10 protein-coding genes and 1 tRNA gene are annotated in these 15,152 nt (G+C 72.0%); 8 read left to right on the top strand and 3 right to left on the bottom strand.

The annotated features are described in order from the left end of the window. Positions 1-1,451: 1,451 nt before the first annotated feature. From argF to C3V41_RS07165, 4 genes are all read left to right on the top strand, one after another. Entirely contained in the window at positions 1,452-2,480 is a 1,029-nt protein-coding gene (gene argF, locus C3V41_RS07180; RefSeq protein ID WP_106109699.1) for an ornithine carbamoyltransferase, read from the top strand. Positions 2,481-2,655: 175 nt separating this feature from the next. Beyond that, on the top strand, positions 2,656-3,894 hold the full coding sequence (locus C3V41_RS07175) for an o-succinylbenzoate synthase (protein WP_368033230.1): 1,239 nt from the start codon (positions 2,656-2,658) through the stop codon (positions 3,892-3,894). Next, complete coding sequence (locus C3V41_RS07170; protein WP_254423512.1) at positions 3,891-6,305, top strand: thiamine pyrophosphate-binding protein; 2,415 nt, start codon at positions 3,891-3,893, stop codon at positions 6,303-6,305. The genes C3V41_RS07175 and C3V41_RS07170 overlap by 4 nt, the downstream gene beginning before the upstream one ends. A gap of 68 nt (positions 6,306-6,373) precedes the next feature. Then, a complete protein-coding gene (locus tag C3V41_RS07165) occupies positions 6,374-8,002 on the top strand; it encodes a S1C family serine protease (protein WP_106109698.1) in 1,629 nt (542 codons plus the stop codon). Between the two features lie 201 nt (positions 8,003-8,203). Here C3V41_RS07165 and C3V41_RS07160 read toward each other — a convergent pair whose 3' ends face one another. Then, positions 8,204-9,682 carry an isochorismate synthase gene (locus C3V41_RS07160; protein ID WP_106109697.1) on the bottom strand — a complete coding sequence of 493 codons (1,479 nt, stop codon included), beginning with the start codon at positions 9,680-9,682 and terminating at the stop codon, positions 8,204-8,206. A 12-nt stretch (positions 9,683-9,694) separates the two neighbouring features. Next, positions 9,695-10,390: a demethylmenaquinone methyltransferase gene (locus tag C3V41_RS07155; protein ID WP_106109696.1), complete on the bottom strand. Its 696-nt coding sequence runs from the start codon at positions 10,388-10,390 to the stop codon at positions 9,695-9,697. Between the two features lie 356 nt (positions 10,391-10,746). Here C3V41_RS07155 and C3V41_RS07150 point away from each other — a divergent pair, with 356 nt between their 5' ends. After that, positions 10,747-12,000 carry a phosphotransferase gene (locus C3V41_RS07150; protein ID WP_106109695.1) on the top strand — a complete coding sequence of 418 codons (1,254 nt, stop codon included), beginning with the start codon at positions 10,747-10,749 and terminating at the stop codon, positions 11,998-12,000. Between the two features lie 317 nt (positions 12,001-12,317). On the opposite strand, the gene C3V41_RS07145 is transcribed toward C3V41_RS07150, so the two are convergent. Continuing rightward, positions 12,318-13,532, bottom strand: coding sequence for a pyridoxal phosphate-dependent aminotransferase (locus C3V41_RS07145; protein ID WP_106109694.1), 1,215 nt, complete (start codon positions 13,530-13,532; stop codon positions 12,318-12,320). A 319-nt stretch (positions 13,533-13,851) separates the two neighbouring features. On the opposite strand from C3V41_RS07145, the gene C3V41_RS07140 reads away from it, so the two are divergent. The 3 genes from C3V41_RS07140 (at position 13,852) to nusG (ending at position 15,063) form a co-directional block, all read left to right on the top strand. Further along, a tRNA-Trp gene (locus C3V41_RS07140) sits at positions 13,852-13,924 on the top strand. A 96-nt stretch (positions 13,925-14,020) separates the two neighbouring features. After that, the gene (gene secE / locus C3V41_RS07135) at positions 14,021-14,248 is read left to right on the top strand and encodes a preprotein translocase subunit SecE (protein ID WP_106109693.1); all 228 of its coding nucleotides are present in this window, start codon (positions 14,021-14,023) and stop codon (positions 14,246-14,248) included. A gap of 56 nt (positions 14,249-14,304) precedes the next feature. Further along, positions 14,305-15,063, top strand: a complete 759-nt coding sequence (nusG, locus tag C3V41_RS07130) for a transcription termination/antitermination protein NusG (RefSeq protein ID WP_399503428.1) — start codon at positions 14,305-14,307, stop codon at positions 15,061-15,063. Positions 15,064-15,152: the final 89 nt, after the last annotated feature.

The following is a 15,152-nucleotide window of genomic DNA, read 5'->3' as shown; positions in this document are numbered from 1 at the left end:
TAACTCCGTGCGTTACCCTTGCTGCTGGCAGCTAGGGATGAGACAGTTCCCCGAGCACCGATTCGTAGAGCCCCGCACCTAGTGCGGGGTTTCTTCGTCCTTCAAATGAAGGGATGTCTACGGTGCTGCGTCTATGCTTGAGGACGGGGCCTGTGCCGGGGGATCTGGTGAGGGAGGGGGTGCGCGTGCGGGTGCTCGCAGGGTTGAGGCAGATCGAATCTGTGACATTGGTCACCATCAGTGTGGTGTGGGACACCCCGTCTGACTGCCACTTTTCCGCATGGTCTCGTCCAAAGCCGGCGCCGGATCCGCTCCCGGGGCCGTCGGTGGCGAGTGGCGTCATACCAACGAAAGGTGGTAAAAATGGACCCGTTCCAGCCACCTCCGGAAGGGCCTCCACAGGCCGGTGGCGATCCAGCCCCTGGAAACGTTGCAACCACGCGGCTCCCAGGAGCAGGGTCAGGGAGCACCCCGCACCGCTAGGTGCATTAAGACTCGGCCTTGCTCCGGCACCAGTTCTCGTTCCCGGAGTCAGGGAGCACCCCGCACCGCTAGGTGCATTAAGACCGGGGTCGGCGGCGCTCGCCGCCGGCGTCAGCGCCGAGGGTCAGGGAGCACCCCGCACCGCTAGGTGCATTAAGACCCAGCCATCAGGCCTATGACTTCGCGCAACTTCACCTGTCAGGGAGCACCCCGCACCGCTAGGTGCATTAAGACACCAAATAACACTAGACATTTTTCCTCCTGTAGTAATGTCTAGGGAGCACCCTGCACCGCGGGGCTCCCTAACTTTTTTCTACGCGAATCCGAATAGGTTTATACGGCGCCCTGCGTAGTCTGCCGACTGTCTGCCGACCCGGTTCGTGTGCGTGTCGCAATCTGAGGATCAGAACGAGGGACACCCTTGACCGCGTCAGGGTCCGGGCTCCTGACCTGCGTGGACATTGGGTGTACAAAGGTGAGAACGGGGTGGGGTCAGCTCTGATCCTCAGATTGCGACAGAACCGTCCGCCCACCACCGCCGCGGCCGTGATAACCGCCGCGTATAGCCTCCTCCCGGGGCGATACAGGCCGCCCGCTGCGACCAGGGCCATCCGCGCGCCAGCCGAAGCAGCTCCCCGGGCGCCGACTCGTAGGCCCCCGCAGGCGGAGGGGGACTCTTCCGCAATTGCCGGACTTAACGCGAAATGCCAGGACGTAGGCCCCCGCAGGGCCTCTTCGTCCTGAGGCGGTGGCGTCACACGTGGGGGAGAGCGGCGTCGGCCTACCATCGTGCCGGGTGCTCCCCGCCGCCCCTCAGTCGTCGGCCCCGCGCCCGCCCACCGTCCCCTGGACCCCCAGGGGCCGACGGGCCAGCCATCCGGGCCTGGCGCATCGCCTCCCACCGTCCCCTGGACTCCCAGGGGCAGACGGGTAGCGCCCCACCGTCCACCCGCCACGAAAGGACCCGCATGACCGTGATCCCCGCCCCCGATCCCACGACCCTCGCCGGCCTCAAGGGCCGCCACCTCCTGCGTGAGCTCGACTTCACCCCCGAGCAGTGGATGGCCCTGGTCCAGCTCGCCGCCCAGCTCAAGGCGGACAAGAAGGCGGGGCGGGAGGTCCAGCACCTGCGGGGCAGGAACATCGCCCTCATCTTTGAGAAGACCTCCACGCGCACCCGCTGCTCCTTCGAGGTCGGTGCCGCGGACCAGGGCGCCCACACCACCTACCTCGACCCCTCGGGCTCCCAGATGGGCCACAAGGAGTCCGTGGCCGACACCGCCCGGGTCCTGGGCCGCATGTTCGACGGCATCGAGTACCGCGGCGACTCCCAGGCCAAGGTCACCACCCTCGCCGAGCTGTCCGGCGTGCCGGTGTGGAACGGCCTGACCGACGACTGGCACCCCACCCAGATGCTCTGCGACACCCTGACCATGCTGGAGCACGCGGGCAGGCCGGCCAGTGAGATCTCCTACGCCTACGTCGGCGACGCCCGCTTCAATATGGGCCGCTCCCTGCTGGTCAACGGCGCCCTCATGGGTGCCGACACGCGCATTGTGGCCCCCCGGGCCCTGTGGCCCGACGAGGAGTGCGTCCAGGCCGCCCAGGCGCTGGCCACCAGGACCGGCGCCCGCCTCACCCTCACCGAGTCCGTGGCCGACGGCGTGACCGGGGTGGACTTCGTCCACACCGACATCTGGGTCTCCATGGGCGAGCCCAAGGAGGTGTGGGACTCCCGCATCGCCATGCTGCGCGACTACCAGGTCAACGCCTCCCTCATGGGGGTCGCAGGGCCGCAGGCCAGGTTCATGCACTGCCTGCCCGCCTACCACGACCGCAACACCACCATCGGTGAGGAGATCTACCAGGCCACCGGCATGGACGGCGTGGAGGTCACTGACGAGGTCTTCGAGTCCCCGGCCTCCATCGTCTTCGACCAGGCCGAGAACCGCATGCACACCATTAAGGCTGTGATGGTTGCCACTCTAGGCGACTGAGGTCCGGCGCCCGGGCGGACCCCGGGCCCGGGAGACGCCCAGGAGACAGGCGTTTTCCGGGTGCTGCCCTCCTGCCCACCGTCTCCGTCCCCCCGCCGTGACCGTTCCGATTTCGATTCGTGACACGTCGGGTGGCGTTCACCCCCAGGACGGTATATGTGGTTATGCTAGAGCCGTGACTGGTTCCCGCTCCCCCAGGACCCATGGCCCCCACGACTTCACCTTCCAGGGCCTGCAAGACCCCTCTGTCGGCAGGCTGGACCTGGAGGCCCTGCGCGCCCAGGACCCCACTGACCTCCTGAAGGACATAGACCAGGCCCTGGTCTACGACATCCCCCTGAACACCACCTTCCGCGCCCTCAAGCGCCGCGACGGCGTCCTGTTCCACGGCCCGGCGGGCTGGGGCGAGTTCGCGCCCTTCTGGGACTACGACGCCAAGGCCGCCGCCCCCTGGCTGGCCGCCGCCCTGGAGGCGGCCACCGGCCTCGGCCCGGACGGCACCCCCGTCACCCTGCCGCCGCGACAGCGTGAGAGCATTGACGTCAACGTCACCATTCCCGAGGTCGGCCCCGACGACGCCCGCAGGCTCATCCTCACCTCCCGGGCCAACGTCGCCAAGGTCAAGATCGGACGCAACTACTTCCTCCGGCACGTGCCCGGGCTGCGGCCGGACCCGCCGCGAGACCGTCAGGAGTTCATCGGGCGCGGGCCCAACATCCACGAGCTGGGCCGGGACATCCTGCGCCTGGAGGCCGTCCGCGACGCCCTGGGCCCCAGGGGACGCATCCGCGTCGACCTCAACGGCGACTGGAACCCGACCACGGTGCAGCGCCTCCTGCCGGTCATTGAGCGTGCGGCCGGCGGGGTGGAGTACGTCGAGCAGCCCTGCGCCACGACCGAGGACCTCGCGACCCTGCGGCAGGAGATCGTGACCCCCATCGCCGCCGACGAGTCCATCCGCCTGAGCAACGACCCCCTGGCCGTCTCCCGCCTGGAGGCCGCCGACATCGCCATCCTCAAGGTGGCGCCCCTGGGCGGGGTCCGGCGGACCCTGGAGCTCGCTTCCCGCCTGGAGCTGCCCGTCGTCGTCTCCTCCGCCCTGGACACGAGCGTGGGCCTGTTCCAGGGCCTGCAGCTCGCCACCGTCCTGCCCGAGCTCGACTACGCCTGCGGGCTGGGCACCACCGTCCTCCTCAAGCGCGACGTCGCCGACCCCAGCATCATCCCCTACAAGGGGGTGCTGCGTGTCAGCGACCTCCACGTCTCCGAGGAGCGTCTGGCCGCCTCCGCAGCCAAGACGAACCTGTGCTCGCGCTGGGCCATACGCATGGTGCACATTATCAGGGCGCTCGCCGAGCGTCGTGCCCGGGAGGCGGCCGACCCCAGTAAGGCGGTAGCGGGAATCCCCCTGTGAGCACCGGTGGCGCCGACAGCGCGTCCACCGACGGCGCGGGCGCCAGAGGCGCTGACGCGGGGGCCGCGGGCCCGGGGCGCTCGGCCAGGCTGCCCGCTGGCGCCTCATGCCCCTGTCCGCCCTCCCTCCAGGCCTCCCGCCACATTGTGGCGGCCCTGGTGGCCTGCGGGGTCCGCCAGGCCGTCCTGTCCCCCGGCTCCCGCTGCGCACCGCTGGCCTACGCCCTGGAGGAGGCCGAGGCCGCTGGCGAGGTGTCCCTGCGCGTCACCCTGGACGAGCGCAGCGCCGGGTTCATCGCCCTGGGCGCCTCCCGCGCCCACCTCCTGGCCGGGGTGCGCCGCCCCGTCGCGGTGGTGACCACCTCGGGCACGGCCGTGGCCAACCTCCACCCCGCCGTCGCAGAGGCCGACGCCGCCGGGGTGCCCCTGCTGGTCCTCTCCGCCGACCGCCCCCACGAGCTGGTAGGCACCGGCGCCAACCAGACCACTGAGCAGACGTGCCTGTTCGGGCGGGCTCCGCGGCTGGTCGTCGACCTGCCGGCCGACGTGACGGCGGAGGTGGGCAGGGCGGCCGGGCCGGCTCTCGCCGGGCAGGTGCGTCGCGCCGTCCTGGCGGCCGCCGGGGCCCTGAGCAACGACCCCGGTCCCGCCCAGGTCAATGTCCGCCTCCGCCCCCCGCTGGCGCCTGGCCATCAGCTGGCGCCCGACCCCACACTGGCGCCTGGCCACCAGCAGGGACCCGGGACGAGGACCCTGGACCGTCCTCCGCTGGTGCCCGGCCCGGATCCCGGGCTGACGGGCTCTGGGCCGGGACCAGGTGCGCCCGAGGCGGCCTCAGCCCTGGCCGCGTCCCCAGCTCCTGTTCCGCCCTCGGCCCCGGCCGCGTTCCCTGTCCCGGCCCCGGGCGCGCTCCCGGCCACAGGGCCCGGTTGGGAGGTTGACCTGGTCTGGCAGGCCGCGCCCGCTGGGTACCCCACGCCCCAGGACCTGGGTCACCACCGCCACGGGCGAGGCGGCCGCGACCAGGAGGCTCTCACGCCCCAGGACCTGGGGCTCGTCGTGGCCGGGGACCTCCCGGACCCGCGGCTCGGGGCGCTCGCGGTCGAGCTCGCCGACCTCCTGGGCTGGCCCCTGCTGGCTGAGCCCACCTCCCTGGCCCGCCAGGGAGGCAACGCGCTGCCCCGCTACGCCGAGCTCCTTGCCCGTGGTGACGGAGCCGACCTGGCCAGCCGGGTGCGTCGCGTCGTGGTGGTGGGCCACCCCGGTCTCAGTCGACCGGTCACGGCCCTGCTGGGACGTGAGGACCTGGAGGTCACCGTCCTGGCCGACCGTGCCCAGGTCATTGACGTGGCCGGGACGGCGGGGCGGATCATAGCCGTCCGCCCCGGCTACCGGACGTGCGAGACGCTCCAGGGCGGGGGCCCGGGCGCTCTTGCGCAGACCGGGGCCAGCCCGGTCGCCGTGGCCTCCGCACTGGTCGGCGGCGGCGCTCCCGCGCAGACCGGGGCCGGCCCGGGGCAGGGGGAGCGTGGTGCCTCCGCGCCCCCGCAGGCCGACGCCGGACCCTCGCCGTCAGCTGCCGCGGTCGTCCGCCTCATGGGCGCCGCCCCCGCCCCCGCCACCTGGCTGACCGCCTGGCGTCAGGCCGCGGCGGGCCTCGCGGCGGCCTCACCCTCTCCGGACGCCCACGCCCCGCTGGGTGCGGACGCCGCCGACGGGTGCAGGCCCGACGCCAGCTGCCGTCCTGGGCCGCTGGGCGTAGACGCCACAGTCGTCAACGGTGGTCCGGCACCACGCCGCGCCAACGCCCCGCTGGACGCCGACGCCGCGGCGCTGGCGGTGTGGCGGTCCTGCACCGGCCCGGGCGCGCCGCTGCTCGTCTTGGGCTCCTCCACCACGATCCGCCGCCTGGACCGCCTCGCACCCGTCGGCGTCCCCGCGCCCACCGCCGTCGCCAACCGTGGCCTGGCGGGGATCGACGGCACCGTCGCCACCGCCGTCGGCCTGGCCCTGGGCGCCCGCCGCCCCGTCCGGCTCCTGCTGGGCGACCTCGCCGGCCTGCACGACGTCATGAGCCTGGGGCGAGGGCGCCACGAGCAGGTCCCTGACCTCCAGGTCATTGTCTGTGACGACGCCGGAGGGGCCATCTTCGCGGGCCTGGAGTACGCCCGCGTGCCGGGGGCCGGACGCTTCTCACGCCTGTTCACCACACCACAGACCGGTGACCTCGGCGGGCTCGCCCAGGCCCTGGGCGCCCGGGTCCACCGCCCCGCCGACCTTGCTGACCTGCGCCGTCTCCTCACTCAGCCGGTGGTCGGGACCAGCCTGGTTCACCTGCGGCTGACCCCGCCGTCGCCGGTACCTGCGGACGGACTCCAGGCCACGAATCCTCCACAGGAAACATCCAGCTAGGTCTCGGGAAAGACCGAGAGCAGCAGTGTTACCTCCTCCCTAGGCACGGTTCGTACAGGAGGACATGAATGAGCAACACGGACGAGACCACACCACGCTGGGACCAGGGCACGCCCGGGAGGGCGCTACCCGGCTCCGACCCCCAGGTCCCCGGGTCCGCCGCCCCGCCCTTTGGGGCGCCGCCCGGCGCCGTCGGGCCCGTTCCCGCCCAGGAGGGCGCCCCCGGTCCGGGCGTCACGCCCGCTGGCTCCGGGACAGGCCTGCCCCAGCAGCCCGCTGTGCAGGCGTCGTCCGCTGGCCCGGCCCCCGCGGGCAACCTGCCCTCCTCGCACCGCCCGGTCGGGGAGCCCTGGGAGCAGGCGAGCACCTCGCACCGCCCGCCGTCCTCCCCCTACACCTCCGTCCCCTCCGCTCCCGCGGGCTACTCCTTCGAGCGCGGTCAGGACCGCGGCCTCAACGAGCCCGCCGCCGTGGGGCAGGATGGGCAACCGCCCTACGCCCCCACCCTGACCGCGGCCCCGGGCGCCGTGGTGTCCCACAAGCGGGCACGCCGCGGTCCGGGCTGGGTGGGCACCGTCGTCGTGGCGCTGGTGGCCGCGCTCCTCGCCTCCGGGGGGACCGTGGTCGGGCTGCGCTACCTTCAGAAGGACAACCCCGCCCCGGCTGCCGCCGTCTCCGGTGCCGCCGGCGGCGTGACCCAGACGGTCGCCCCCGCCGCCGACGGCAGCCCGGACTGGAAGGCGGTCAGCTCTGCCGTCTCCGGTTCTGTGGTATCTATCACGGTTGAGACCGCCTCGGGGAGGACCGCCTACGGCTCAGGGGTCATCTACGACTCCTCCGGCCACGTCATCACCAACGACCACGTGGTCTCCGGTGCCAGGAAGATCCAGGTCACCCTGGCGGACGGGCGCATCTACTCGGCCTCCCTGACCGGGACGGACAAGGCCACCGACCTGGCCGTCGTCCAGATCGAGCAGGCCCCCAAGGACCTCACCGTGGCCCGGATGGGGGACTCCTCCAAGCTCGCCACCGGGCAGGGTGTCATGGCGATCGGCAACCCGCTGGGCCTGTCCTCGACCGTGACCACGGGTATTGTCTCCGCCCTGGACCGTCCGGTGGTGACCCGCCAGGAGAACAACGAGGAGGGCGACGGCTCCCAGCAGCCCGGCCTCGGCCAGGACCAAGGAAGCTCACCGGTGTACACCAACGCCATCCAGATCGACGCCGCCATTAACCCGGGCAACTCCGGGGGACCGTTGTTCGACTCCAGCGGCCAGGTCGTCGGTATCACCAGCTCGATCGCCTCCACCGGCGCGGAGAAGAGCGGCAGTATCGGCATCGGCTTCGCCATCCCGGGCAACCTCGTCACCAAGGTCGTGGACCAGCTCATTGCCAACGGAAGCGCCACCCACGCCTACCTGGGGGTCGGCATCAAGGACGGGAATGCGCAGGCCGACGGCGTCACCCGGGCGGGGGCCCTGGTCGGCACCGTGGAGCCGGGCTCCCCGGCGGCGAACGCCGGGGTGGCCAAGGACGACGTCATTACGGCCATTGACGGCAAGCCCACGAACCAGAGCGCGGCACTGACCGGGTTCGTGCGCCAGTACTCCGCGGGAGACACCGTCAAACTGACCCTGGTGCGCGACAGGAAGGTCCAGGAGGTCTCCGTGACCCTGGCCGAACGCAAGGACACCTAGCCGCCCGGCCTGGGCCGTCCGGCCCGAGGCAGCTCGGGTCGGGGTAGCCCCGCCTGGGCCGTCCGGCCCGGGGCCGCCCCGCCGCCTTATAACCCCCTGCCCGCCGTCGCTGGCGGTGGGCAGGGGGTCCGCGCACCAGCCGGGTACCGCACGGCGACGGCGGGCGAGGGACAGGGAGCTGGCTAGCAGCTCACCGGCTCATTAGCTCGCCGACTCCAGGGCGTCCATGACGGTACGCATCTTGGCGCGGGTCTCAGCCAGCTCGTCGTCGGGGTCGGAGTCCGGCATAATCCCGCTACCGCCGTAGACCGTCACAGGACCCACGCCGGTCACCCCTATGGAGTGCACGGGGATGGGCGGTATCTGCGCTCCGCGAATGGCAATGCACCACTGGCCCTCACCGTGCCAGTCCACCCAGCCCACCGGTCCCGCGTAGAACTTCCGGCTCAGGCCCTCAAGCTCCTCGATAATACGTCCTGCCGCCTGCCGTGGTGTGCCGCAGACCGCGGCCGTGGGGTGGAGGGCGTCAACCAGGGCCAGGGCCCCGGTGTCCCCGGCTACGTGCGCGGTCACGTCCGTAGCCAGGTGGAGGACACGGGGCAGCACCAGGACGAAGGGGTCGCTGGCCTGTACCCCGCGGCACAGGGGCTCCAGGGCCTGGACGGCCGAGGCGCGGGCCAGGTCGTGCTCCCGCACGTTCTTGTCCGAGGAGCGCAGCCACGCGGAGAGCCGGGCCACCTCCTCGGCGGCCTGGCGCGGGTCGGTGGCGGGATCGACGTGACGTCGGGCGGTCCCGGCCAGCACCCGGCTGAAGACCCTCCCGTCCTCCAGGTCCAGCAGCATCTCCGGGCTCGCCCCCACCATGGCCTGGATACCGTAGGTCCAGGCGGTCGGGTTGCGCTGGGCCAGGGCGTGAATGACCTCACCCACGTGGGGGCGCGGCCGGACATCCACCAGGGCGGCGCGCGCCATGACGACCTTCTGGGCCTCACCGGCGCGCATCCGCTCCTGGGCGGCGGCCACGCGGCGGACCCACTCGTCCTCGGGGAGCACACCACGCCAGTCCTGCTCGGAGGCAGGCAGGACGCTCAGGGTGCGAGGGGCCCGGAAGCTGGCGGGCCGCGCGACGAAGCGGCGGATGTCTGCCAGGACATCCACCGGGTCCGGGTGCTTGCGGGGCTTCTCCCTCACCGTGGTCACCCAGGCGCCCTGGGCGTCCAGGCCCACGATGACACGGGGGATCTCCAGGATCGAGTACGTGTAGCTGGTGGGGGAGAAGGTGATGGCGCCTATGGCGACCGGCCCGGTCCCGGGACGGCGCAGCGGGTCCTGCCAGGAGGAGTCCTTGATCACGTGCCGCCAGGCGTTGCGCAGCTTCTGGACACGGTCCGGACCGCCTGTGGTGCGGATGACGATGTAGCGTCCCGCCCCTACGAAGCCGTAGCCGCCGCGGACCCAGGAGGAGACGTCTTCGTGCCCGGCGATCAGGGCGGTCAGGCTGGGGGAGCCGTCGGGGCCCGTGGGCAGCAGCGAGGGCGATACCTCGGTGGTACGCCAGTCCAGGGGCAGGTGTACCTCGAAGGGGTTGGACGGGGAGAACCAGTAGGCCTTAAAGTTCGAGTGCGGCCTGTAGCACCAGCCGTAGTAGACGACATGGGGCTGCTGAGGTGTGTCATTCATGCTGGTGCCTTCTCACAGTGGCCTGGTGGCGCGGTGGAGGGCCACGATCCCGCCCGAGAGGTTCTTGTAGCCCACGCCCCGCCACCCGGCCCGTTGGATGAGGTGGGCCAGGGCCACCTGGTCGGGCCAGGCCAGGATGGACTCGGCCAGGTAGTCGTAGGCCTCCGTGCTGGAGGAGACCGCCCGGGCCAGCGCGGGCAGGGCCGTACCCAGGTAGAAGCGGTAGGCGCGGGCCAGGACCCGCCGGACGGGGGTGGAGAACTCCGCGACCACCAGGCGTCCGCCGGGCCGGGTCACGCGCAGCATCTCGGCCAGGGCGGCACCGGTGTCCCGGATGTTGCGCAGGCCGTAGGAGATGGTGACGACGTCGAAGGAGGCGTCGGCAAAGGGCAGGGCCGTGGCGTCCCCGGCCACGAAGCCGATCCGGGGGTGGCGGCGTCTGCCCTCGGTAACCATGCCGGGGGAGAAGTCGCAGGCCACCACCTGGGCGCCGGCGTCGGCGTAGTCCACGCAGGAGGCGCCGGTGCCGGCTGCCAGGTCCAGGACCCGGGTACCGCTGGTCGCGGCGACGGCGGCGCGGGTCACCGAGCGCCACATGCGGATCTGCCACAGGCTCATGACGTCGTTGGTGAGGTCGTAGCGGCGCGCGACGGCGTCGAACATGCCTGCGACCTCGTGAGGGTCCTTGGCAAGGCTGGCTCGGCTCATAGGGTCATTCTCTCATCTGGGCGTCCTGACCACCGGCTCCCAGGCCCCGGTCAGGCCCCGCGTAGCCAATGGTCTCCGCGGGTCCGGGCGCCCTTGAGGGCTCTGCCCACCGGCGCTCTGGGCCTACCCAGCCAGCTCTCCGAGCCTGCACCGGCTCCCTGGGCCCGCCCGGCGGCTGAGGCGGGAGCGTGCCAGCGGGGCGTACCTGAGCCCACCAGCAGGCTCAGGGCGCCTACAGGACGTCCGGCGCGTGCTCCTTGAGGGAGTGGGTGCCCGGTTTTCTTCCGTCGGCGGATTATGCGGACATTGGGGTCGTGGTCAGGTTACATACCCGCAGGTAGGGCAGACTGGGCCCCATGAGCGCGCGAGGTGATGTCAGGGCGGCGGAGGCGGCACAGGTCGCCCTTCTCACCGGGACGGGTGCGGCGGGCGTCCTCGGAGCGGCCCTCGCCCACGAGGGGGCGCGCCTGGAGCAGTGCACCGTCCACTCCGTCCACCACCGTCCCGGCGCCGGGGTCTCGGTCGGGTACACGGCGGTGGTCCTCGAGGCCGACGGGCGCCGCCTGACCGAGTACCTGTGCGCCACCACCGCCCGCCTGTCGCGCACCAACGTCCCCGGCCTCATCCCCGTCCTGGCCTCCGACGGCGTCGGCCCCACGATCCACGTCTGGCGCCACCCGGCCGACCCCGAGCTGCCGGCCCTCGTGGTCGCCTGCACCCCCTCCCTCCTGTCGGCCCGGATCGGCGCCAAGGTCAAGGCCACCATGGTGGCCTACCGGCCCACCCGCCGGGCGGTCGTGAGGGTCACCTGGCCCGACGGCTCGACCGCCTTCGCCAAGGTGCTGCGCCCCCCGCAGGCCGCGGCCCTGGCCCAGCGCCACCGCATGCTCACCCTGTCCGGGGTGCCCGCCCCCCAGGTCCTGCGCGAGGACGTCGACGGGCTGGTCATGCTCTCGACCGGGCAGGGGACCTCCCTGTCCGGCCTGCTGGCCCAGGGCATGGAACCGACGCAGGCCACCCGTGTCTTCAACGCCCTGGCCGCCACCCTGGACGCCCTGCCCGCCGACGCCCTGCCCCTGCCCCGCCACCCGGCCTGGTCCGAGCGGGCCCGCCACTACGCGCACGCCGCCGCCACGGTGCTGCCCGAGCACGCCAGCCGGGCCCGGGCGGTGGCCCTGGGGGTGGAGGAGCTGCTGGCGGGCAGCGACCCGGGGCCGGTGGTGCCTACCCACGGCGACTTCTACGAGGCCAACGTCCTCATGGACGGGGAGGACGTGTCCTGCGTCCTGGACGTGGACTCCCTGGGGCCGGGCTACCGCGTGGACGACTACGCCTGCCTCCTGGGGCACGTGAGCGTGCTGGACCACCTGGCGCCCGCCTCCTACCCCCGGCTGCGCCCGGCCCTGGAGACCTGGACGGCGCTGGCCAGCGAGCAGACGGACCCGGTGGCGCTGCGGGCGCGCTGCGCCGGGGTGGTGCTCTCCCTGGTGGCCGGCGCCCGTCGGGAGGACGGCAGCCCCTGGCGGGCCGACGCCGAGGGCCGCCTGGCGCGGGCGGAGACCTGGCTGGCCCAGGCCCGTGAGCTCCAGGCCCGCCGCGGCGCCCACTAGCGCCCCTCACGCCCCCTCACAGCCCCCTCTCCGTGAGAACGGTACTTATTGCTCGCGAGAACGGTACTTGTTTGTCGTGAGAACGGTACTTGTTTGTGATGGGTGGTGCTTCCAGGGTGTCTGATCCTGGAGATGGGTGTGGTTGCCCTGGCCGTACGGCAGTCGCCGGAGGAGACGAGGCAGTGCCGTCTCGCGCCTGTGTGATTGCCGTGGCCGTGCGGCAGCCGCCCGGAGCTCCCGGGGAAAGCGGGCCATCAGCCAGGAGACCCGGCACGCCGCGCAGCCTCCCGGGCCGCCCGAGCCTCCCGGGGGAGGCGTTAGGCGACCTCCGCCAGCAGGGACTGGAGCCGGCCCACGCCCTCGACCAGGTCCTTGTCACCCAGCGCGTAGGACAGACGCAGGAAGCCCGAGGGGCCGAAGGCCTCGCCAGGCACGAGGGCGACCTCGGCGTGCTCCAGGATGAGTCCGGCCAGGGTGGCGGAGGAGTCAATGACGGTACCGCGCAGGCTGCGCCCCACCAGCGCCTCCATGCTGGGGTAGGCGTAGAAGGCGCCGTGCGGCACGGGCACGGTCAGCCCCTCAATGGCCGAGAGCATCTCCACCATGGTCCTACGACGTCGGTCAAAGGCCTGGCGCATCCTCTCCACGGCGGTCAGGTCCCCGCTGACGGCCGCCAGCGCCGCCCGCTGGGAGACGTTGGCGACGTTGGAGGTCAGGTGGGACTGGAAGTTGGTGGCCGCCTTAATGACGTCGGAGGGGCCGATCATCCAGCCCACGCGCCAGCCGGTCATGGCGTAGGTCTTGGCCACCCCGTTGAGCACCACGGCCTGGTCGGCCAGCTCGGGGACCAGGGCCACGACGTGCGCCGTCTGGGCGCCGTCGTAGAGCAGGTGCTCGTAGATCTCGTCGGTGACGACCCACACGCCGTGCTCCAGGGCCCACTCGCCCAGGGCGGTCAGCTCCTTAGGTGTGTAGACCGAGCCGGTCGGGTTTGACGGGGAGCACAGGAGCAGGATCTTGGTGGCGGGCGTGCGGGCGGCCTCCAGCTGGTCCACGCTCACCTTGTAGTCCTGGTCGGCCCCGGCGAAGACCTCCACGGTCACCCCGCCGGCCAGGGCGATGGCCTCGGGGTAGGTGGTCCAGTAGGGGGCGGGCAGCAGGACCTCGTCACCGGGGTCGATCAGGGCGGCGAAGGCCTGGAAGACGGCCTGCTTGCCGCCGTTGGTGACCAGGACGTCGTCGGGGGAGACCTCGTAGCCGGAGTCGCGCAGCGTCTTGGCCGCAATGGCCTCGCGCAGGACCGGCAGCCCCTTGGCGGGGGAGTACTTGTGGTTGACCGGGTCCTTGGCGGCCGCGACGGCGGCGGCGACAATGTAGTCGGGGGTGGGGAAGTCCGGTTCCCCGGCACCGAATCCGATGACGGGGCGACCAGCGGCCTTGAGGGCCTTGGCCTTGGCGTCCACGGCGAGGGTGGCGGAGGGGGCGATGGCGGCTAGGCGGGCTGAGACCCGGCGCTTGGGTGCGTTACTCACGGACGGTATTGTCGCTGTTTTGGGCGCTGCCTGCGAGGCAAGCGCGGTGGGGGCAGGACGACGCCGCTCGGCCCGGGCCCCAGCCCAGGCCTGCGCCGGGCCCTGCGCCCGCGCTGGCCCCGTCCCCGACGCCCGCAACCCGCGCCGAGCGCCTGCGGCCCAGGCCCGTCCCAACCTGGCCCGCCCCAACCTGGCCCGCACCAGCCCAAGCCCGCCCCAAGCCGGCCCGCACCCCCGCCCCCGGGGCTCAAGGTGTCGCAGCCCACATGCCATGATTTCGCGATCTGACGCCTCCTGTGGCAGGATGGGGCACCGCTGAAGGGCAGTGGCGCAATTGGTAGCGCACCGGTCTCCAAAACCGGCGGTTGTGGGTTCGAGTCCCGCCTGCCCTGCTGAGAACGGCGGATCTGGCCGGGAGATCCCGTCGGCTCCGTTCTTCTCGCCCGCCAGAGGGCGCGACCAGGAACCGACGAGCAAGGACCCCAGGCATGAGCGAGACCGTCACCGCCCCCGCGGGAAAGAAGCGCAACGTCTTCGCCCGTATCGCCCGCTTCTTCCGTGAGGTCGTCGACGAGCTGCGCAAGGTCGTCTGGCCCACCTGGAACGAGCTGACGACCTACTTCGTCGTGGTCATCGTCTTTATCGCAGCCATCATGGTCTTCACCGGCGCGCTCGACATGATCTTCGACCGTATCGTTATGTGGGGCCTGGCCTGAGCGGGGCCGTGCCGTCCACCCGTCCCACCCGCCGTCGAGCCGAAAGCAGGTACACCGTGTCCGAGGAGAACGTCGAGGGCGTCGAGCCCGAGGGGAGCGCCACCGAGGCCCCGGCGGCCGGGACCGGGCAGGGCCGCCAGGCCGCCGAGGACGCGCCCGCCCTGGTGGACCCCGTCGAGGAGTTCCGTCAGGAGATGTCCCGCCTGCCCGGGCAGTGGTACGTGCTGCACACCTACTCCGGCTACGAGCGCCGGGTGGCCACGGACATTAAGACCCGTGCGGAGAACTTCGAGGTCGAGGACTACGTCTTCGACGCCGTCGTCCCCATGGAGACGGTCATCGAGATCAAGAACGGCAACAAGAAGAAGGAGGTGTCCCGGGTCCGCATCCCCGGCTACGTGTTCGTCCGCATGGACCTGGACGACCCGGAGACCTCCGACAAGGTGTGGCGCACCATTAAGGACACCCCCGCGGTCACCGGTTTCGTGGGCGACCGCTACAACCCGGTCCCGCTGACCTTCGAGGAGGCCGTGGCCCAGCTCGGCCCGACCCCCGAGGAGGTCGAGGCCAGGCAGGCCGCCGCGGCCGCCTCCGCCCCCGAGGCCGGCCTGAGCCAGATCTCGGTCGACGGCCAGGTCTACTCGGTGGGCTTCGAGGTCGGGGAGTCCGTCATCGTCACCGAGGGCCCCTTCGAGTCCCTGCCGGCCACCATCTCCGAGATCCACCCCGAGACCCAGAAGCTCCAGGTGCTCATCTCCCTGTTCGGCCGCGACACCCCCGCCGAGCTCAGCTTCACCCAGGTCGCCAAAATCTGAGGGCTGGCCCGGCCCCCGCCACGGCGCCGGTGCGGGCGGTACCGCGGGTACGTCACCGGCGCCGGTGGCGGCCAGGGCCCCAGATCGAG

Source organism: Actinomyces sp. oral taxon 897, assembly GCF_002999235.1.
In the GTDB taxonomy this organism is placed as follows: Bacteria; Actinomycetota; Actinomycetes; order Actinomycetales; family Actinomycetaceae; genus Actinomyces.
This window is presented reverse-complemented; position numbering and strand designations above follow the sequence as displayed.

Excerpts from the sequence above, each read along its gene's own strand:
- argF (WP_106109699.1), top strand. The coding sequence starts at position 1,452 with ATGACCGTGATCCCCGCCCCCGATCCCACGACCCTCGCCGGCCTCAAG.
- C3V41_RS07165 (WP_106109698.1), top strand. The coding sequence starts at position 6,374 with ATGAGCAACACGGACGAGACCACACCACGCTGGGACCAGGGCACGCCC.
- C3V41_RS07160 (WP_106109697.1), bottom strand. The coding sequence starts at position 9,682 with ATGAATGACACACCTCAGCAGCCCCATGTCGTCTACTACGGCTGGTGC.
- C3V41_RS07155 (WP_106109696.1), bottom strand. The coding sequence starts at position 10,390 with ATGAGCCGAGCCAGCCTTGCCAAGGACCCTCACGAGGTCGCAGGCATG.
- C3V41_RS07150 (WP_106109695.1), top strand. The coding sequence starts at position 10,747 with ATGAGCGCGCGAGGTGATGTCAGGGCGGCGGAGGCGGCACAGGTCGCC.
- secE (WP_106109693.1), top strand. The coding sequence starts at position 14,021 with ATGAGCGAGACCGTCACCGCCCCCGCGGGAAAGAAGCGCAACGTCTTC.